The sequence below is a fragment of the Bacillus sp. FSL R5-0397 genome, from assembly GCF_038593395.1.
Classification (GTDB): Bacteria; Bacillota; Bacilli; order Bacillales; family Bacillaceae; genus Bacillus; species Bacillus altitudinis.
The window spans coordinates 3,018,588-3,038,312 of the sequence record NZ_CP151992.1; the positions used below are offsets into that span (position 1 = coordinate 3,018,588).

A 19,725-nucleotide genomic window follows, 5' to 3' on the forward strand; every position below is an offset into this window, starting at 1 on the left:
ATGACCCCGCATCTGTTCTCACCATTTGTTAGAAGCCGCATTTGATTTTAATATACAGGCCTAAAAACTTGAACTCTCCTAAAAATTTCGAGCCTTTTCCAAATGTTTTGCATGCCCAAATCAAAGCGGCAACTGTCACAATGCCTAAGATAGCGGCAAGGACATAAATCCAAAATGCATTTTTCTGTACGTTCTTAGAAGTTAGAATTCGTTGCTTCCTTTCATCATATGCCGCCAGTAGGTGAAGGACATACATGTACACGCCTACTGGAAAACGAAGGCTAAAAGGATTCAGCATCTCATCACCCCCTAATATATGTAAAATGATACCACCCCCATGCAAATAGCATAAGTTCAATTCAGATCATATTTTTAGTAGAGTTTTCATGATTTATTGCTTATAAATCGTCAAGCTCATCGTTTCTCCTCTGACTGAAGGATGATTTTTTACAAAAATAGGATATGACAAAGGAAGCAGAGCTAATTCTCTTGAGCTAGCTTTGCGTCTTTATTTCAACATAAAAAAAGCGCTGCGATACGCTCTTTTCAAAAGAGCGCACGCAGCGCGTTGCTTTACATTACTTATTCAAGTTGTAGAATGTAGCAATGCCGTGGTATTGAGCTGTTTCAGCCAATTGATCTTCGATGCGAAGTAATTGGTTGTATTTCGCCACACGGTCCGTACGAGACGGAGCACCTGTTTTGATTTGTCCAGCGTTTGTTGCAACTGCAATGTCTGCAATTGTGCTGTCTTCTGTTTCACCAGAACGGTGAGAGATAACAGCTGTATAGCCTGCACGTTTCGCCATTTCGATTGCATCAAATGTTTCAGTTAATGTACCGATTTGGTTTACTTTGATGAGGATTGAGTTACCAACGCCGTTTTTGATTCCTTCAGAAAGCTTCTTCGTATTTGTTACGAACAAGTCGTCTCCTACTAGCTGAACCTTGCTGCCAAGACGCTCAGTTAATAGTTTGTGACCTTCCCAGTCGTTTTCATCAAGGCCGTCTTCGATCGAGATGATTGGGTATTTCGATACCATATCTTCATACCAGTCAACCATTTCAGCAGATGTTTTCACAACACCTTCGCCTGATAAATGATATTTACCGTCTTCTTTGTTATAGAACTCAGAAGATGCAGCATCCATCGCAAGTTTGACTTCTTCACCTGGTTTGAAACCAGCTTTTTCAATCGCTTCTACGATTGTTTGAAGTGCTTCTTCGTTAGAACCAAGGTTTGGAGCGAATCCACCTTCGTCACCTACAGCTGTGTTTAAGCCTTTTGCGCTTAATACAGATTTCAGGCTATGGAAGATTTGAGCGCCCATGCGAAGTGCTTCACGGAAGTTCGGTGCACCTACAGGCATAATCATGAATTCTTGAATGTCTACGTTGTTATCCGCATGCTCTCCGCCGTTGACGATGTTCATCATCGGTACTGGAAGCGTTTTGGAGTTGAATCCACCAAGGTATTGGTAAAGTGGAATTTGTAAGAAATCAGCAGCCGCACGTGCTACAGCGATAGATACACCAAGGATTGCGTTTGCGCCTAATTTCCCTTTGTTTTCAGTTCCGTCAAGCTCGATTAACATTTTGTCAATTGCTACTTGTTCAGTGACATCAAAGCCTAAAAGCTCTGGTGCAATGATTTCGTTTACGTTGTTTACAGCTGTCAGAACACCTTTTCCAAGGTAACGGTCTTTGTCTCCGTCACGTAGTTCTACTGCTTCATATTCACCAGTAGACGCACCACTTGGTACTAGTGCACGGCCAAAGCCGCCAGATTCTGTGTAAACTTCTACTTCAACTGTTGGGTTACCGCGAGAGTCTAATACTTCGCGTGCATATACGTCAACAATGTATGGCATCGTTATTTCTCTCCTTTTGAATCAATTTGTTATTTTTGAATCAATGATGTTCCTGTCATCTCTTTTGGTTTTTCAAGACCAAGTAAGTCTAAAAGCGTTGGAGATAGATCGGCTAAAATGCCGCCTTCTCTAAGCGTCGCCCCTTTTTTCGTTACGATGACTGGAACAGGGTTTGTCGTATGTGCAGTATGCGGCTTTCCTTCTTCGGTAATGAGCACGTCTGCGTTACCGTGGTCTGCCGTGATGATGGCATGTCCGCCTTTTGCTAGGATTGCGTCGACTACAGCTCCTAAGCACTCATCTACTGCTTCAATGGCTTTGATTGTTGGCTCAAGCATACCTGAATGACCCACCATATCTGGGTTAGCAAAGTTCAGAATGATCGCGTCATGCTTGTCCGCATTGATGTCTGCAACAAGTGCATCCTTTACCTCATAAGCGCTCATTTCTGGCTTGAGGTCATAGGTTGCGACATCTGGTGAATTGATTAAGATACGGTCTTCTCCAGGAAATTCTTCTTCACGCCCACCGCTCATAAAGAACGTCACGTGAGGATATTTCTCTGTTTCAGCAATCCGCAGCTGCTTCAATCCATTTTGAGAAAGTACTTCTCCTACTGTGTTATCCAAATTCACTGGTTTGAAAGCCACATAGCCATCTACCGTTTCACTGAAGTGTGTGAAGCAGACGAAGTGTAAATCCTTCGGATGTGCTTCCCCGCGGTCAAACGAGCGGAAATCTTCATTTGTGAATGTGTTTGAAATTTGAATCGCACGGTCTGGACGGAAGTTATAGAAAATCACAGAGTCGCCGTCATTTACTTTTGCAACCGGCTCACCATTTTCTCTCGTAATGACAGATGGAATAACGAACTCATCGTAGATTCCATTTTCATAGGAGTCATCAACGACATCATAGATGTTTTGATAACTTGGGCCTTCACCATACGCCATCGCGCGATATGCTTTCTCCACACGATCCCAGCGCTTGTCACGGTCCATTGAGTAATAGCGTCCAGAAAGTGTTGCGACTTCTCCGACACCAATTTCTTTGATTTGTTCTTCAAGCTGTTTTAAGTACACTTTCGCTGTCTTCTGACCAACATCACGTCCGTCTAAGAAGCCGTGAATGTATACTTTTGTTAAGCCTTCTTTTTTCGCTAGTTTCAGCAAGGCAAAAAGATGCTGGATGTGGCTATGCACACCGCCGTCTGACAAGAGACCGAATAGATGAAGGGCCTTGTCATTTTCTTTTGCATAAGTCATTGCATCTAGGAACGTTTCGTTTTTCTCAAATTCCCCATCACGAATGGCCACATTCACTCTTGTTAAGCTTTGGTACACGATGCGTCCTGCACCGATGTTCAAATGCCCAACTTCAGAGTTCCCCATTTGACCTTCTGGGAGACCCACTGCCTCACCTGAAGCCGTTAAGGTTTGATGCGGGAATTCGTTCCAGTAGCGGTCGAAGTTCGGTTTCTTTGCTTGGGCAACAGCGTTACCGACTGTTTCGCCTCTTAAACCGAATCCATCTAAGATGATTAATGCAGCTGGTTTCTTACTCATATTGACCTTCCTCCAATAATTGAACGAAAGACTGAGGTTCTAAGCTTGCGCCGCCTACCAAAGCACCGTCAATATCGGATTCTGCCATATATTCTTTAATATTCGCAGGTTTCACGCTTCCGCCATATTGAATGCGAAGGCTGTCTGCCGCTTCTTGACCAAATTCGCTTGCAACAGTTTGGCGAATGTGCGCACAAACATCGTTTGCATCTTTTGCTGTAGAAGATTTACCTGTACCGATCGCCCAGATTGGCTCATAAGCAATCACAGATTCAGCGACTTGCTGCTTCGTTAAACCAGCTAGTGCTTTCTTCACTTGATCAGCGACAAGTTCGTTTGTTTTGCCTGCTTCACGCTCTTCAAGCGTTTCACCTACACAGATGATTGGAACGATGCCATGCTTGAATGCAGCATGTGCTTTTTTGTTCACTGTTTCATCTGTTTCAGCGAAGAATTCGCGGCGCTCTGAATGACCGATCACTGAGTAGCCGATGCCAAGATCTTTAAGCGCAGCAGGGCTGATTTCACCAGTGAATGCACCATTTTCTTCAAAGTGCATGTTTTGCGCACCAATTTTAAGGTCTGTTCCGTTAGAAAGGCTGTTCAGCTTTTCAAGGAAAAGGGCTGGTGCACAGACAATAGATTCCACTTTGTCAGGAGATGGAATAGATGACTTGACTTCTTCAACGAAGCTTACAGCTTCACCAAGAGTTTTGTTCATCTTCCAGTTCCCAGCTATAATTGGTTTTCTCATGATTGACACTTCCTTATAGCAGTTTTGGTCTTATTTATCGTTTAATGCAGTCACACCTGGAAGTTCTTTGCCTTCCATAAATTCAAGTGAGGCGCCGCCGCCTGTAGAAATATGGCTCATCTGATCGGCAAGACCAAATTTCTCAACAGCAGCTGCTGAATCTCCACCACCAATGACAGAATATGTATCTTTTGCTTCTGCCAGTGCTTCTGCGATTGCTTTTGTTCCTTTAGCGAATGCATCGATTTCAAATACACCCATTGGTCCGTTCCAGACAACAAGTTTGCTGTTTTTAATAACATCAGCATACTTCTCTCTTGTCTCTATTCCAATATCAAGTGCTTCTAGATCACTTGGAATTTCAGAGATTGGCACAATGCTTGTATTCGCATCATTTGAAAAGTCGTCGGCTACCAGAACATCTGTTGGAATCAGGAAGTTCACGCCTTTTTCTTTTGCACGGTCCATAAAGGATTTCGCTAAATCTACTTTGTCTTCTTCTAATAGAGATTTCCCTACTTCGTGGCCAAGTGCTTTGACAAATGTATAAGCAAGCCCGCCGCCGATGATCAGGTTGTCCACTTTATCAAGAAGACTTTCAATCACACCGATTTTATCCTTTACTTTTGCGCCACCGATAATCGCTGTAAATGGGCGATCAGGGTTTGAAATGGCTTTTCCTAGAACCTCAAGCTCTTTTTGCATGAGGAAGCCTGAAACAGCCGGAAGATACGCTGCAATACCAGCTGTGGATGCATGTGCACGGTGTGCAGCACCGAACGCATCATTGACATACACATCGGCTAAATCAGCAAACGCTTTTGATAATTCAGGATCGTTCTTTTCTTCACCAGGATAGAAACGAACGTTTTCAAGCACTAGCACATCTCCTTCTTTTAAGTCAGAGATTTGCTTTTTCACGTTGTCGCCGTAAGCTTCATCTGCTTTTTTCACTTCTTGTCCAAGAAGCTCTTGCAGACGTTTTGCTACAGGTGTCAGACGCAGTTCTTCAGTAACTTGACCTTTCGGACGACCCAAATGACTAGCTAGTAGTACCTTTGCGCCTTGTCCTGTTAAATACTCAATCGTTGGTAATGCTGCGCGAATACGAGTATCATCCGTCACTTTTCCGTCCTTCATTGGAACGTTAAAATCTACGCGGCAGAACACAACTTTACCTTTTACGTCAATGTCTTTTACTGATTTCTTATTCATGCTCGTCAGGAGATCCTCCTTTATTCTGGTTTCCTTACGCATTGGACAAGTCTCTCTTTATCCTTTTCCCATTTTGCCCTCATCAAAACGAGAAATCGTGCAGAACGGATAAATACAGAGAAAAAGGGAAAGGGATGCTTCCCCTTCCCTTGTCCGTCTTCATTATATCGTGTCTCTAGGAAAGAACCAAGTGAGTTCCTTCAGTGTGAGAAATTAAAGACCTTGTTTTGCAATGTAAGCTGCAAGGTCAACAACGCGGTGAGAATATCCACTCTCGTTATCGTACCAAGAAATGACTTTCACCATGCTGCCTTCCATTACCATTGTAGAAAGAGCATCGATTGTTGAAGAGTTTGCATTACCATTGTAGTCACCAGATACTAATGGCTCTTCGCTGTAGCCAAGGATTCCTTTAAGTTCTCCTTCAGCCGCTTCTTTAAGTGCTGCATTTACGTCTTCAGCTGTCACATCTTGATTTAATTCAGCAACAAGATCAACTAAAGAAACGTTAGGTGTTGGAACACGCATAGCGCCACCGTTTAATTTACCTTTAAGTTCAGGCAATACAAGTGAAACAGCTTTCGCAGCACCTGTAGAAGTTGGAATGATGTTTTCCGCAGCTGCACGAGCACGACGGTAGTCTTTGTGCGGAAGATCAAGAATTTGTTGGTCATTTGTGTATGAGTGAACAGTTGTCATCATACCGCGTTTGATACCAAATTTATCGTTAAGTACTTTTGCAAATGGAGCTAAGCAGTTTGTTGTACAAGATGCATTAGAGATGACATCGTGGCTAGCTGCATCGTATTTGTCTTCGTTTACACCCATAACGATTGTGATATCTTCTTCGTTAGCAGGAGCAGAGATGATGACTTTTTTAGCGCCAGCTTCTAAGTGTTTAGCAGCGTCTGCACGTTTTGTGAAGAATCCAGTAGATTCAACAACGATTTCTACGCCTTGTTTACCCCAGCTTAATTTCGCAGGGTCACGCTCAGCTGATACTTCGATTGTTTTACCGTTCACTACTAAGTTCGTACCGTCTACAGAAACCTCTGCATCTAGTTTTCCGTGAACAGAGTCATATTGTAAAAGGTGTGCAAGCATGTTAGCGTCTGTTAGATCGTTAACCGCTACTACCTCAACTTCAGGATTGTTTAATGCTGCACGAAATACGTTACGTCCAATACGTCCAAATCCGTTAATACCGACTTTTACTGCCATGATGTTTCCTCCTTTTATAGGTCACAATGTTTTATATTGAGGGATCTATTGACTCCCTTAATAACTCTTTTGCGGCTCCTTCGTCTGTGACGAGAACCGTTCGGCGGGGTTTTTTGAAATAGGCTTCAATAGCCCCTGCCTTTGATGATCCACCTGCAACAGCAATGATGTGTGGAATGCTTTCTAAATCATCTAGCTGCATGCCGACGGAGTGCACTTTGTGGACGACCTCGCCATCACGATTAAAGTAATAGCCAAAGGCCTCTGTCACTGCGTCATGCTCATCAATCTTTTTTAAATCTTCAGCGGGTGTGTTTCGTCTCATCGCCATTGTTTTTGCTTCACCGATTCCATGAATGAGCATCGTGGATGATTTAATTGTTTGAAGCACTTCTTTGACGGACGGCTCTTCAATAATGGAAGAGTAAGCACCTTCTGACAGCTGTCCTGGAACAAACAGCAGTTTGTAAGTACCGGAAGCTTTTTCAGCCATGTGGGCACAAATGGTGTTTGCCTGATTTTTTACATTCTCCCCAAGACCGCCTCTCGCAGGGACAAACATCATGTCTCTGTTTTTGGCATCAGGGGTCATCATTTCGGCAACAGCTTCCATCGTCGTTCCGCCAGTGACGGCGACGATATTATTTCCAGTAAACCTTTTTTTCATACATTGGACAGCAGCTCTTCCCATTTCTTGCTTCACCCACGGGGATTCATCGCTGTTACCAGAAACAATGATGACTTCTTCCAGGCCTAATTTCCTCTTTAATGTATTTTCCAAAAAGGTTAAACCTAAAACGTCCTTCATCATTCCTTCAAGCATTTCAAGCAAAGCATGACCTTCAGTCGTCAGCATCATACCGCTCGTTTTGACATCCAGCAGATTTTGTTCCTTTAAGAACTGAACTTCAGCTCTTAAGATACGTTCACTCAGACCAAGACTTGTCGCAAGACTTCTGCGACCAATTGGTTCAGCTAATCTGATGTACTGCAAAATGTCGTAGCGCTTTTGCATAACTGTGAGAAGATCTGGTAATAATTTTTTTTGAGCTTCCAATAAACGATTCATGGCTAACGACCCTTTCTTTTCACGTTGGACTAAAAACGTCCCACTGTGACAAAAAACGTCCCGCCACAGCCAAAAAAAATCAATCCCTGCTTTCTTTAATTATTTTAACAGGATAATCTTGCATTTTCAACTCTTACAAACACATTTAGACAAAAAATAGACACATTTTGACCGATAACCTGCTTGTCATCTAGCTTTCCGCTATTTTATTTTTTTCAAACTATTTATTTTCTTCTATATTGAATGCATTTGTCTTTGAAAAGGTGCAGGCGGTCAAAAGCCGCCTGCTTATGTTTTCGGTATCGTTTCTTTCTCTTCATTAAATCGTTTCGCATCTTCCTTCGGTTTAATCTTGAGGTAATAAATGATATAACAGGCGGCCATAAATGGAACTCCGCAATAAAGACCAATCCGCTGATCCTCAATAAAGAATAAACTGATAAGAACAATGCCAAATGCGATAAAGCCTGCTAATGGCACAAATGGATAAAAAGGCGTTCGGAAGACAAGATCCTTTACATCTCCGCCCTCTTTTATGAATTGTCTCCTAAAGAAGTATTGGGATAAACAAATCGACATCCAAACCACGACAAGCACCATACCCGAAATGGATATGAGCCAGACATATACCGTTTTTGGTGCTACAACACTCGTGAGCAGTGATAGAGCGGATACACCCATTGTCACCAATAAGGCATTGATCGGGATTTTACGTTTGGATAATTTTTTCGTGAAAACAGGTCCTTTCCCGTCTTTTGAAAGCGCCCAAAGCATACGTGATGATGCATATAATCCAGAGTTCGCTACAGATAACACGGCTGTAATGATAATAAAATTCATGATATCTGCAGCGTATGGTATGCCAACCTTGTCCAACACCACAACAAACGGACTATCCACTGCGCCGGCGGTCTGCCATGGCAGAAGCGCTGCAAGAACCGCAATCGATAAAACAAAAAAGACCATCGTCCGCCAAATAATATTCCGAATAGAGCGTGGGAGTGTTTTTTCTGGATTTTCACTCTCCCCTGCTGCAATCCCTACAAGCTCTGTTCCTTGAAAGGAGAAATTGACTGTGACCATGGTTAATAAAATCGCAAAAACACCATTAGGAAAAAGTCCGCCATGATCCGTCAAATGGCGAAATAGGGGGGCAGGTTCCCCACCTTTCAAATGAATCATTCCGAAAATTGCGCCAATTCCAATGATAATAAACAATAAGATCGCAGCAACCTTGATGGCTGAAAACCAAAACTCTGTTTCAGCAAAGCTGCGAGCTGAGATGGCATTGATGGCAAATAAGATGACGCTAAAGGCAAGACACCAAAGCCAAACTGGGATATCAGGAAACCACCTTTGGAGCAAAATGCCTGCTGACGTAAACTCCAGTCCAATTGTACATGCCCAGCTAAACCAATAAAGCCAGCCGATCATAAAGCCTGTGGACGGACCAATATATTTGGTTGCATACTCCTGAAAGGAACCAGCTGTCGGCATCGCCACTGCTAATTCACCAAGACAGAGCATCACCAAATACATGAGCAACCCGCCAATGATAAACGAAAGAATGGCTCCCCCTGGGCCTGCTTGATGAATAATGAGTCCTGACCCAAGGAAAAGGCCTGTTCCGATAACCCCGCCTAAGGCAATCATAAAAAGATGTCTGCTTTTCATGGAACGCTCTAGTTCATTATGCTGTTCTGGCTTCAAATCCGCTTCCCCACTTTCACTCTTCTATTCATCAACCTTTGACAAAATTCGCCGTTCATTGAAAGAGAAAGGGAGAATTTGAAGGCTTCTCCCTTGATCATTTATGCTTGAAATAACGCTTGGATATGAGCAATTGCCCAATCCAAGTCTTCTTTTGAAATGGTAAGCGGCGGTGCAAATCGAATCACTGTCTCATGGGTTTCTTTGCATAACAGCCCTGCTTGCTTGAGCTTCTCACAATAAGGTCTAGCTGCCTCAGTCAGTTCCATCCCAATAAATAGTCCACGCCCGCGTACTTCCTTAATCACAGGACTTTGAATGCGTGATAGTTTGTCTTTGAAATATTGCCCAAGCTCCAGTGAGCGCTCGGCAAGCTTCTCGTCGATTAAAACATCTAGTGCAGCAAGTGATACTGCGCACGCAAGAGGATTCCCGCCGAAGGTAGACCCGTGAGACCCTGGATTAAATACACCTAAAATATCACGGTTTGCGACAACACATGAGATCGGGAATACCCCACCGCCAAGTGCTTTACCAAGAATCAGCATATCCGGCTCAATGTCTTCCCAGTCGCATGCAAACATCTTGCCGGTCCGCGCTAATCCCACTTGAATTTCATCTGCGATCAATAACACATGTTCTTTCTCACAGATCGCTTTTGCCTCTTTTATAAAGCCCTCAGGCGGCATGACAATGCCCGCTTCTCCTTGAATCGGTTCAAAGAGAAAAGCCGCTGTTTGCGGAGTGATCGCTTCGCGTAACGCCTCAATATCTCCATAAGGGATGAGCTTTATGCCTGGAAGCATCGGACCGAAACCTCTTTGATATTCTGCTTCCGAAGACAGTGACACAGCCGTCATTGTGCGACCATGAAAATTCCCGGTACATGCAATGATTTCTGCGCGATTCTCTTCGATCCCCTTGACATCATAGCCCCATCGTCTCGCTGCCTTTATCGCCGTTTCCACAGCCTCAGCACCCGTATTCATCGGCAATGCCATCTCTTTATTCGTTAATTTGCAAATCTTCTCATACCATGGGCCAAGCTGATCATTATGGAAGGCCCTTGATGTAAGTGTCACGCGGTCAGCTTGTGTTTTAAGCGCTTCAATAATGCGGGGATGGCGATGTCCTTGGTTCACTGCAGAATATGCACTGAGCATATCCATGTAGCGGTTGCCCTCAGGATCAGTCACCCACACTCCCTCAGCCTCTGAAATCACAATTGGCAACGGATGATAATTCGCCGCACCGTATTGTTCTGTTTGATGAATCAATGTTTTTGTCTGTGTCATCGTGTATTCCTCCTTCTATAAGCTTGCCTCTTTTGATTGGGTTCATCTTCACTCTTATATTATGCAAGGATCATGCCAACTTAGTGATCGCTCTGTGCCTAGGATTGTCCTCATCTTTAACGCAAAATAATTTTGCATATGCAAATTTTTTTAGAGGAAACCGCAAAATTTTTCATGTAAAATAGAGGTAATGTCTGGAGGTGGCGCAAGTGAAAAAAGATCAGCATACCGCAAAGTTCGAAAATGAGATTGATCTATATAAACAAATGCTCGATTTAATTGATGTTGGGGTTCACGCCATTGATGAAAATGGTAATACCATTGTTTATAACAAAAAAATGATGGAGATCGAATCTTTAAAACGTTCTGATGTCCTTTATAAAAATGTCTTAGACCTCTTTGTGTTTCAGGATGAGATGCACAGTACACTTGTCCAAGCGCTGCGAACCGGAAAACAGACGGTTCATGCAAAGCAGACGTATCACAACTACAATGGAAAAGAAATCACAACGATTAACCATACATACCCGCTCGTTCGAGACGGTTTGATTCAAGGAGCGGTTGAAATTTCGAATGATGTCACGAAACTGGAACGGCTCATTCATCACAATATGAAGAAAAAAGGAAACACACGCTTTACATTTGATTCAATCATTGGGGAGAGTCCTGCCTTTTTAGAAGTGATTGAACATGCGAAACGAGCCACACGTACCTCTTCTTATGTGCTGATTGTTGGTGAGACAGGGACGGGGAAAGAGCTATTTGCACAAAGCATTCATAATGGCAGCAGCCGTTCATCTGGACCATTTATTACGCAGAATTGCGCAGCACTGCCTGATAACCTCATTGAAAGTCTGCTTTTTGGAACACAAAAAGGGGCTTTTACAGGGGCAACAGATCAGCCCGGTCTATTCGAACAAGCACAAGGAGGTACAGTGCTTTTAGATGAGATCAACTCATTACACCCAGCTCTTCAAGCAAAACTATTGCGCGTCTTGCAAGAGAAACGTGTAAGAAGGTTAGGCAGTACAAAGGAAATCGCCATTGATGTGAGAGTGATTGCTAATATGAATGAGGACCCTGTGGATGCGATCGCAGGTGGACGGATGCGAAAGGATTTATTTTACCGGCTTGGCATTGTCACCTTGTTTATCCCGCCACTCTCTGAGCGAAAAGAAGACATACCCACATTTGTCATGCATTTTATTCAAAAATATAATGAACTGTTTCAAATGAATGTGAAGGCGGCTGATGAAGAGGTACTTTCCCTGTTCCAAGCGTATCATTGGCCGGGCAATGTAAGAGAACTGGAGCATGTGATTGAGGCTGGAATGAATATGATGATGGACGAAACATACTTAAGCATGCATCACCTTCCTTACCATTTCCGTTTCAAGCAAGGAGAAGGACGTCCTAGTGAACACATGCAGAAGAGTCCGCTTAATCTAGCAGCTGCAGCTGATACGTTTGTCTACACGAGCTCAGATCATACAACTGATTTCCAAACCCAAATGGAACGATTTGAAAAACAATACATCGTCCATTACTTAAATAAAATGGACGACAATATTTCACAGACTGCAAAGATATTGGGCATGAGCAGGCAAAGTCTGCAATATCGAATGAAAAAGCTGCATATTTCTCTTCAATAATAGAGCTGTGCCCTTATGTGGCACAGCTTATTGAATATCTGGCTTTCCTTCCTGTTCTTGCAGCACATCACCAAGAAGTTGTTCTACTGTTTCCAAATGTGTAAGCATCGCCCTCTCCGCTTCTTCTGGCTGCTTGTCCATGACAGCTTGATAAATACGTTCATGGTCTTTGTAAAGCTGACGTATGGACGCTTTTCTTGAAAATAACACGATTTTTCTCGTTTCCCGCATCGTTTCAATTAATAAGGATGAGACCTGATTCATTAACGCCGCCAGTAAATGATTCTTTGAGGCTTTAGCGATGGCAAGATGAAATGTAAGGTCTGCCTCTTCACCAATTTCTTTATGCGCTTCTGCACGCTTCATTTGTTCTAGTGCCTCATGCAGTCGATGGAGGTCCTCGTCTGTCCGCAGCAATGCTGCCTTTTTGACAGCACCTGATTCAATGATTGATCTCACTTCAAGAAGCTGCACGATATCCTGCTGCTTCATCAAAAAAGCAGGAGATAAACAAAATGTGAGCTGCTCAGGATCGAACTGCTTCACATATGTGCCTTCTCCTTGCTTCATCTCTATTAATCCGATCGCTTTCAAAGCGGACAGCGCCTCTCTCACAGCGGAACGGCTGACTTGAAAGTTTTCAGAAAGTGCTTGAACCGAGTCTAATTTTTCGCCCGGAAGAAGCTCCCCCGTTCGAATGGATTCGACTAATGCGTCCGCAATTTCTTCATATATTTTTTTCGTTTTGATTTGTTTATATTTCAATTGGTCTCACCTCATCACTGTTGTCTACCCTATCGGCTCATGCCCTATCTTATACTTTACCCCAAAATTCAGATCACACGTCTTCCCTTTTTTCAATTCTCAAGAAATCTTCTATCACTCTTCCACTCATCAAAAAAGAAGCACGTGCCATTGTTTCTGGCATGTGCTTCTTTTTAATCATATCGCTTCCGCAGCGTGGAAGACGGAAGGTTCATTTGTTCACGATATTTGGCAATGGTTCTGCGAGAGACGCGGATACCAAAGGTTTGCTGAAGCTGCGTCATGATTTGCTGATCCGAATACGGTTTTTTCTTATTCTCTGATTGAATCAGCTCTGCAATGTGGGTCTTCACTGTGTAGCTGGATGCTTCTTCGAGCGAATGCCCTTCTAGTTTCGCTTGGAAAAACTGTTTCATTTCCATTAACCCATAAGGGGTCTGCACCATTTTCCCTTTGACTGTTCGACTCACTGTCGACTCATGCACTTGTAATATATCTGCAACCCGCTTCATCGTAAGCGGTTTCATTTTATGCTTCCCGGTCAGGAAAAAATCAGTCTGTTGTAAGATAATCTCACGAACGACATTTGTCATCGTTTGTTTTCTCTGCTTCAGCGCTTGAACAAGCCAATTGTACTGCTGATGCTTTTCCTTTAAATATGCATATGCTTCATGCCGCTTTTGATCTTGAATCATGGCGAAATACCCTTCATTCATTTCAATGTCCGGAAAAGCACGCTGGTTCAGCTCGAATGTGATGTGACCTCCCGCAGCTGTAATCAACACATCTGGTTCTATATACACATCCTGATCTTCATAAGAGAAATGAAGGCCTGGTCTTGGTTCGAGAAGCGACACCTCATCTTGTATGGCTTGCAGGGTTTTCAACGGCATACCTGTTTTAGCTGCGATTTCCTTCCAAGCCTTCCTTGCGAAAAGAAAGAAATGCCCTTCGATGATCAGCTCTGCTTCATACCAGCGATCCTTTTTTCGTCTAAGCTGGAGCAGGATGCATTCTTGCAATGATCTAGCGCCAATACCGGCAGGCTCTAATGATTGAAGCTGATGAAGAACGGCCTCTACTTCTTCTGCCGAAGCCTTTAAAACAGCGGCCATTTGGTCAACCGATTCATTTAAATAGCCATTGGAATCAATGGACTCAATCATGAATTGAAAAATCCTTTGATTCTTTTCACTTAAATTCAAATCAATGGCCTGTCTCTTTAAATACATTTGCAGGCTTTCTTTTTGATGCGTACGATACGGCTCTGTCATTCGATCTTGCGTTCTTTTATGATAAACTGGTTGATAGCTGTCCGTGTCTTTCCGCTCAATCAGAGGGTTCTCAAGCGCTAACTGATCAAGATACTCACCCAGCTCTGCACAATTCAATTGCAGCAGCGTAATCGCCTGCCTGAGTTCTTGCGTGAGTACCTGCTTTAATACTAGTTCTTGTTGCAGTTTAAGGCTCATTGTCTCCCCTCCCTCTCATCATTTTACATGAAGATTGACGGACCGTATATACGAAATAGGAGTGATTTCCATGTCTGAACTTTTTTCCGTTCCATACTTTATTGATAACTTAAAACAGCACATTGCCATGAATCAACATGAAGACAAGATTCATGCCATGAACGCTTATTATCGGTCGGTGGTTTCTACACTTGTGCAGGACCAATTGACGAAAAATGCTGTTGTCTTGAAGCGAATTCAGCATCTCGATGAAGCGTACCAAAAGGTGAAAAAAGAAAGCGAATAAATGGACGAAAAACAACACCCTTTCTCATGATTGCAAAGGGTGTTTTTCATGCAGGAAAAGCTTTTGATCCAGCTTCGATTTGTACATCATCAAAAAGCCGGACCGCCCTACAGTATAAATGATAAAGGCAAACCATAGTCCGTGATTGTGCCATATCGGAATGACTGCCGCCTGAACAGCCACAAACAAAATCATCGCAAACAGCATTGAATTCCTAACAGGAGCAATTTCTGTCGCACCTGTGAATACACCGTAAATCACCAAGCCAAAGCAAGCAGCAAACGGATAAAGAACGAGCCAATCGGCATATTGCAGTGTCACATCAAGAAGCTGAGGCAAATTTGTAAACAGGCTCAAAATCGGTACTTTAAAGAAAAAGTAACCTGCCGCAATGACACATGCCATCACAACTGCCCATTGTCTCGAAAGGGTTAATGTTTTATCATAAAGCGCTCGGTCGTTCGCACCTACTGATCTACCGACAAGGATGCTGGACGCATTGGCAAATCCATCGAACAAATAGGCCATGATGTAGTGAATTTGAAATAAAATGGCATTCGCCGCCAATTGCTCTGTTCCGAAAGAAGCTCCCTTTGCTGTAAACATGTTGATCACAACAAGCAGACAGATCGTTCGGATAAATAAGTCTTTATTCACATGAAACATTTTCTTTACTGCACGTGTGTCCATCACCTGCTGGATAGACGGCATCCGAAAACCGTTTGACGTATGCTTCAAGATGATCCAGGCCCCTAACACAAAAGCAGTGAGTTCAGAGATCAAAGTCGCCGCTGCCACACCTTTGACGGCAAAAGAAAACGCATGAACTAAGATCAATGCCAAGATCATATTCATGACATTGATCAAAATTTGTAAAGAAAGGGCTTCTTTCATTTTTGCCATCCCCATCAGCCAGCCGAGTATGACGTAATTCATCAAGGTAAATGGCGCTCCCCAGATCCGAATATGAAAATAGTCCGCTGCATATTCGCGCACATCAGCAGCAGGAGAGATGATCCATAATGCGGATTGAATAATGGGCCATTGAAGAGCAATAAAACAAAGCCCGACGATAGTAGCTAGCAAAAAAGGCCTTAGAAAAGCAAGAACACCCTGCTCCTCGTTCTGCGCTCCGTTTGCTTGGGCGGCAAAAGCAGATGTACTTACCCGTAAAAAGCCAAACAGCCAGTACAATGTACTAAAAATGAGACTGCCGACTGCGACGCCCCCTATATAAGCGGGGTTGGCAAGCTGACCAACAACTGCTGTATCGACAGCTCCAAGTAATGGCGTGGTCATCGTTGAAATGGTTAAAGGGATCGCCAAAGCTAAATATGCTCGATGGTTCACGATGCCACCTGCCTTTCATGAAAAATAGCCTCTCTTAAAAGAGGCATTGAGGGAATGAAAAAGTTAACGAACCGGCCTGCCAATCGTTCGAGACAAAGGGTGGCTGGCGAGCGTTGCCTCCTTCATTTTCAGCACAGCTTCGTGCTCTGATAGAAAGAAATCATCCTTCGATTGAAACTGAGCCACAAGTTCACCCTGATCAAGAATCGCTAATTGATCACTTAAATGATAGGCCGCTGTCAAATCATGTGTGATAAATAAGTATGCAAGCTTCAGCTCTTTCTTTAATTCGACTAACAAATCTAAAATGACTGCCTGCGTAACCATATCTAAGCTACTGACTGATTCATCCAGCACAATGAGCTTTGGCTGAAGCACCAGTGCTCTGGCGATGTTGATCCGCTGTAGCTGGCCGCCGCTAAATTGGTATGGGTACTTGGACAAATCCTGCTCACTGAGCCCTACTCTTTCTAACCAGTGAATGAGTATATGCTGACGTTTTTTACGGGTCATTGGTTCATAGTTTTCAAGCGGCTCAGATAGAATTTGTTCCACTGTCCACCTTGGATTCACCGCTGAATATGAATCTTGAAATACCGCTTGTACATGTCGGCGGAAATGCTGATGTGTCCGCTGATCTGCACGAATGATATCCTGACCTTCAAACAGAACTTGTCCGGCCCTCGGCTGCTCTAGTCCAAGGATGATGCGGCCGAGTGTACTTTTCCCTGCACCACTTTGACCTAATAACCCTAGACAAGTGCCTTCTTCAATGGTCAAATGAACGTTTTTCAGGACAGGGGCTCTCCCTTTTGTCCTCATCAGAAACGATCGGTTGCCATATGAATGACTAACTGCTTTCACTTCTATTAAATGCAACGGTCTTCTCACCTCAAATCGTGCAAACAGCTGGCATGGATGGACGAGCTGCTAAAAGTTTCTTTGTATAATCATGCTTCGGGTGTTCAAAAAGCTCAAGAACTTCAGCCTTTTCAACGATTTTTCCTTGTTTCATCACCACGACCTCGTCTGCCATTTCTGCAATCACACTAAGATCGTGGGTAATGAGCAAAATCGCCGTTCCGTATTCATGACGAATTTGATTCAAGTGCTCAAGCACCAGCTTTTGATTGTGTACATCTAATGCGGTTGTCGGTTCATCTGCGATGATCAGAGACGGATGCATACAGGCAGCCATCGCAATCATGACACGCTGGAGCATCCCCCCGCTTAATTCAAAAGGGTACTTACTCAGTAATTGATCTGGATGCGGCAGATTCATTTTCTCTAAGGCTTTTATTGCCTGGACCCGTGCCTGCCTTTTACTGACAGCTGTATGCCGGCGGATTGTTTCAATCAATTGATGTCCAATCGTCCATACAGGCGTAAAGCTATTCATTGGATTTTGCATAATATATGAGAGATCTTTGCCACGAATAGACCGCATATGCTGTTCACTCAAACCGATCAATTCTCGACCTTGTAGAGTGATACTGCCAGTCACTTCCGTTGTTTTTCGATCAAGCATGTTTAAGATCGACATACTTGTCACCGTTTTTCCGCATCCGCTCTCACCAATTAATCCAACAATTTGACCGCGCTTTACCTCAAATGCTACTTCCTGAACGAGAGAAATGGTTCCTTGCGGTGTTTTCGTATGCACATGCAGGTTCTCTATGTTTAAAATAGACTCTTCCAACTGACTCATTCCTTTACACACGACGTTTGATGCCATATTTCTCTGAAAGAGCTTCTCCCAGTAAGTTGAATAGAATGACCACAGCCATAATCACAAGGCCCGGATAAAGCATCAGCTGAGGATTTGTTTGAATATAAGATTTTCCTTCATGGATCATCGCTCCCCATTCAGGCGTAGGTGGCTGAACCCCTAAGCCTAGAAAAGACATGGCGGAAATGTCCATAATCGCCCAGCCCATTTCAAGTGTGCCCACAACTGCGAGTGGCGGCAGTACATTCGGAATCATATGCTTTCTCATGATATTCCAATGAGAAGTACCGCTAATCTTCGCAGCTGCAATAAAGTTTTGTTCTTTTAAACTAAGCACCATCCCTCGAAAGACGCGAGCATAATACACCCACTGCACAAGCATCAAAGCCAGCACCACTTGAGAAAGCCCCGGTCCAAAAATACCGACTAATCCAAGGATCAGTACCAAATTCGGAAATGCCATGACCCCGTCGCACAATCTCATCAAGACGTGATCGATCCAGCCGCCTTTATATCCAGATATCAGCCCTACGATTAAACCGATAGATAGAGAGGAAACAAAGATTAACAACGCACAGCCTAGTGAAATACGAGCACCATATAGAATACGAGATAAATTGCATCTTCCCAATTGGTCGGTGCCTAGAGGATACTCCCATGAAGATCCCTTTAGTTTCATTGCAAGATTAACAGTCGCCGGGTCATGCGGAGCGATCCATGGTGCACATACCGTCACAATGAGCAGGAGACCGAGCAGCACCACACAGATCGAGATCATCTTTTGATGATAGAAGAGGTGTTTTACTTTTGTCATCATGGCTGGCGGCCTTCCTTTCTAGAAATACGGGGGTCAATGAGCAGCTGAAGGAGATCAACCATCAAGCTACTTAAGATAAAGATACACGCCGCCATCAACACATAAAATTGAATGACCGGCAGATCACGGTTAAAGATCGCCTCTATAAAAAATCGTCCAAATCCAGGCCATGAAAAAACAGCCTCTACAATAATAGTCCCTGTGAGCAGCTTGCCAAGATTCACGCCAAGTCCTGTCAGCATCGGTGATATCGCCATTCTGAAGACATGTTTGAACATAATCGATTGTTCCTTTAACCCTCTCATTCTCGCATATTGAACAAAAGGCTCGTGAAGCGTCTCACTCACACTCGCTCGCAATAATCTCGTATACATCGCAATTAACGGCACAGCCAGTGTAATGGATGGCAGTACAAGATGTTCCCATGTACCAACACCTTCAACAGGTAAAAGATCGAGTTTCACTGAAAAAAAGAAGATGAGCAAATACCCCAAAACAAAGGTCGGGATAGATGCTCCTAGGAAGGAAATCATCCGGCTCACATGATCTACAACGCCATTTTTTCTCAACCCGCTGAAAAAGCCCAGTGGAATACTGACACAAATTGCGATCAGCAGACTAGTGAACGCCAATTGAATCGTCGCAGGTATTCGATAGATCACCTCATCAAGCACAGGCTGATTGGTCATATACGACCGCCCAAAATCAAGACGGACGACTTTTTCAATCGTATGAAGGTACTGCATGTAAAAAGGTTCATCTAAACCAAATTCACTTCGTTTTTGAGCTAATACCTCATCAGTAGGCTGAATATGAGCCGCTGCTAAATATGCCTCCGCTGGATCAACTGGTGACAGATGAATCATGCCAGTTGTGAACAGTGTGGCTAGTAGAAATACAGGAATGATGGATAACATTCGTTTGATGATATAGCGGCTCATTTGCTTACCTTCC

Annotated in this window: 18 protein-coding genes; 2 read left to right on the forward strand and 16 right to left on the reverse strand. The window is 43.5% G+C overall.

Going from position 1 to position 19,725, the window contains the following annotated elements; all coding sequences use genetic code 11:
- Positions 1–28 precede the first annotated feature (28 nt).
- The 9 genes from NSQ70_RS15590 to NSQ70_RS15630 all read right to left on the reverse strand — a co-directional run bounded on the left by NSQ70_RS15590 (position 29) and on the right by NSQ70_RS15630 (position 10,700).
- Positions 29–298, reverse strand: a complete 270-nt coding sequence (locus NSQ70_RS15590; protein ID WP_039169204.1) for a hypothetical protein — start codon at positions 296–298, stop codon at positions 29–31.
- Between the two features lie 280 nt (positions 299–578).
- Entirely contained in the window at positions 579–1,871 is a 1,293-nt protein-coding gene (eno, locus tag NSQ70_RS15595) for a phosphopyruvate hydratase (RefSeq protein ID WP_003212752.1), read from the reverse strand.
- 29 nt (positions 1,872–1,900) lie between these two features.
- Entirely contained in the window at positions 1,901–3,436 is a 1,536-nt protein-coding gene (gene gpmI, locus NSQ70_RS15600; protein ID WP_017359214.1) for a 2,3-bisphosphoglycerate-independent phosphoglycerate mutase, read from the reverse strand.
- On the reverse strand, positions 3,429–4,190 hold the full coding sequence (gene tpiA / locus NSQ70_RS15605) for a triose-phosphate isomerase (protein WP_017359213.1): 762 nt from the start codon (positions 4,188–4,190) through the stop codon (positions 3,429–3,431). The genes gpmI and tpiA overlap by 8 nt, the downstream gene beginning before the upstream one ends.
- Positions 4,191–4,220: 30 nt before the next feature.
- Entirely contained in the window at positions 4,221–5,405 is a 1,185-nt protein-coding gene (locus tag NSQ70_RS15610) for a phosphoglycerate kinase (protein WP_024719840.1), read from the reverse strand.
- Positions 5,406–5,618: 213 nt separating this feature from the next.
- A complete protein-coding gene (gene gap, locus NSQ70_RS15615) occupies positions 5,619–6,626 on the reverse strand; it encodes a type I glyceraldehyde-3-phosphate dehydrogenase (protein WP_007500174.1) in 1,008 nt (335 codons plus the stop codon).
- A 31-nt stretch (positions 6,627–6,657) separates the two neighbouring features.
- Entirely contained in the window at positions 6,658–7,695 is a 1,038-nt protein-coding gene (locus NSQ70_RS15620) for a sugar-binding transcriptional regulator (RefSeq protein WP_138279016.1), read from the reverse strand.
- Between the two features lie 288 nt (positions 7,696–7,983).
- Positions 7,984–9,405, reverse strand: coding sequence for an amino acid permease (locus NSQ70_RS15625; RefSeq protein ID WP_024719841.1), 1,422 nt, complete (start codon positions 9,403–9,405; stop codon positions 7,984–7,986).
- Between the two features lie 101 nt (positions 9,406–9,506).
- Complete coding sequence (locus NSQ70_RS15630) at positions 9,507–10,700, reverse strand: ornithine--oxo-acid transaminase (RefSeq protein WP_256688721.1); 1,194 nt, start codon at positions 10,698–10,700, stop codon at positions 9,507–9,509.
- 209 nt (positions 10,701–10,909) lie between these two features.
- Between NSQ70_RS15630 and NSQ70_RS15635 the strand changes: the two genes are divergently transcribed.
- On the forward strand, positions 10,910–12,352 hold the full coding sequence (locus NSQ70_RS15635) for a sigma 54-interacting transcriptional regulator (protein ID WP_306161000.1): 1,443 nt from the start codon (positions 10,910–10,912) through the stop codon (positions 12,350–12,352).
- Positions 12,353–12,379: 27 nt separating this feature from the next.
- Here the strand turns inward: NSQ70_RS15635 and NSQ70_RS15640 are convergent, their stop codons facing one another.
- Positions 12,380–13,117, reverse strand: a complete 738-nt coding sequence (locus NSQ70_RS15640) for a FadR/GntR family transcriptional regulator (RefSeq protein WP_041507789.1) — start codon at positions 13,115–13,117, stop codon at positions 12,380–12,382.
- Positions 13,118–13,290: 173 nt separating this feature from the next.
- On the reverse strand, positions 13,291–14,589 hold the full coding sequence (gene rpoN, locus NSQ70_RS15645) for an RNA polymerase factor sigma-54 (protein ID WP_039169194.1): 1,299 nt from the start codon (positions 14,587–14,589) through the stop codon (positions 13,291–13,293).
- Between the two features lie 70 nt (positions 14,590–14,659).
- On the opposite strand from rpoN, the gene yvfG reads away from it, so the two are divergent.
- Positions 14,660–14,875: a protein YvfG gene (gene yvfG, locus NSQ70_RS15650; RefSeq protein WP_017359206.1), complete on the forward strand. Its 216-nt coding sequence runs from the start codon at positions 14,660–14,662 to the stop codon at positions 14,873–14,875.
- 24 nt (positions 14,876–14,899) lie between these two features.
- Here the strand turns inward: yvfG and NSQ70_RS15655 are convergent, their stop codons facing one another.
- The 5 genes from NSQ70_RS15655 to nikB all read right to left on the reverse strand — a co-directional run bounded on the left by NSQ70_RS15655 (position 14,900) and on the right by nikB (position 19,712).
- On the reverse strand, positions 14,900–16,225 hold the full coding sequence (locus NSQ70_RS15655) for an MATE family efflux transporter (protein WP_039169192.1): 1,326 nt from the start codon (positions 16,223–16,225) through the stop codon (positions 14,900–14,902).
- 63 nt (positions 16,226–16,288) lie between these two features.
- Positions 16,289–17,104, reverse strand: coding sequence for a dipeptide/oligopeptide/nickel ABC transporter ATP-binding protein (locus NSQ70_RS15660; protein WP_159159993.1), 816 nt, complete (start codon positions 17,102–17,104; stop codon positions 16,289–16,291).
- A gap of 13 nt (positions 17,105–17,117) precedes the next feature.
- Positions 17,118–17,933, reverse strand: a complete 816-nt coding sequence (nikD, locus tag NSQ70_RS15665; protein ID WP_342502262.1) for a nickel import ATP-binding protein NikD — start codon at positions 17,931–17,933, stop codon at positions 17,118–17,120.
- Between the two features lie 4 nt (positions 17,934–17,937).
- A complete protein-coding gene (gene nikC / locus NSQ70_RS15670) occupies positions 17,938–18,771 on the reverse strand; it encodes a nickel ABC transporter permease subunit NikC (RefSeq protein ID WP_039169186.1) in 834 nt (277 codons plus the stop codon).
- Entirely contained in the window at positions 18,768–19,712 is a 945-nt protein-coding gene (gene nikB, locus NSQ70_RS15675) for a nickel ABC transporter permease subunit NikB (protein WP_041507793.1), read from the reverse strand. Before nikB ends, nikC begins: the two co-directional genes overlap by 4 nt.
- Positions 19,713–19,725 lie beyond the last annotated feature (13 nt).

Excerpts from the sequence above, each read along its gene's own strand:
- NSQ70_RS15630 (WP_256688721.1), bottom strand. The coding sequence starts at position 10,700 with ATGACACAGACAAAAACATTGATTCATCAAACAGAACAATACGGTGCG.
- NSQ70_RS15610 (WP_024719840.1), bottom strand. The coding sequence starts at position 5,405 with ATGAATAAGAAATCAGTAAAAGACATTGACGTAAAAGGTAAAGTTGTG.
- eno (WP_003212752.1), bottom strand. The coding sequence starts at position 1,871 with ATGCCATACATTGTTGACGTATATGCACGCGAAGTATTAGACTCTCGC.
- rpoN (WP_039169194.1), bottom strand. The coding sequence starts at position 14,589 with ATGAGCCTTAAACTGCAACAAGAACTAGTATTAAAGCAGGTACTCACG.
- tpiA (WP_017359213.1), bottom strand. The coding sequence starts at position 4,190 with ATGAGAAAACCAATTATAGCTGGGAACTGGAAGATGAACAAAACTCTT.
- nikB (WP_041507793.1), bottom strand. The coding sequence starts at position 19,712 with ATGAGCCGCTATATCATCAAACGAATGTTATCCATCATTCCTGTATTT.
- gpmI (WP_017359214.1), bottom strand. The coding sequence starts at position 3,436 with ATGAGTAAGAAACCAGCTGCATTAATCATCTTAGATGGATTCGGTTTA.
- NSQ70_RS15590 (WP_039169204.1), bottom strand. The coding sequence starts at position 298 with ATGCTGAATCCTTTTAGCCTTCGTTTTCCAGTAGGCGTGTACATGTAT.
- NSQ70_RS15620 (WP_138279016.1), bottom strand. The coding sequence starts at position 7,695 with ATGAATCGTTTATTGGAAGCTCAAAAAAAATTATTACCAGATCTTCTC.
- nikC (WP_039169186.1), bottom strand. The coding sequence starts at position 18,771 with ATGATGACAAAAGTAAAACACCTCTTCTATCATCAAAAGATGATCTCG.
- gap (WP_007500174.1), bottom strand. The coding sequence starts at position 6,626 with ATGGCAGTAAAAGTCGGTATTAACGGATTTGGACGTATTGGACGTAAC.
- yvfG (WP_017359206.1), top strand. The coding sequence starts at position 14,660 with ATGTCTGAACTTTTTTCCGTTCCATACTTTATTGATAACTTAAAACAG.
- nikD (WP_342502262.1), bottom strand. The coding sequence starts at position 17,933 with ATGAGTCAGTTGGAAGAGTCTATTTTAAACATAGAGAACCTGCATGTG.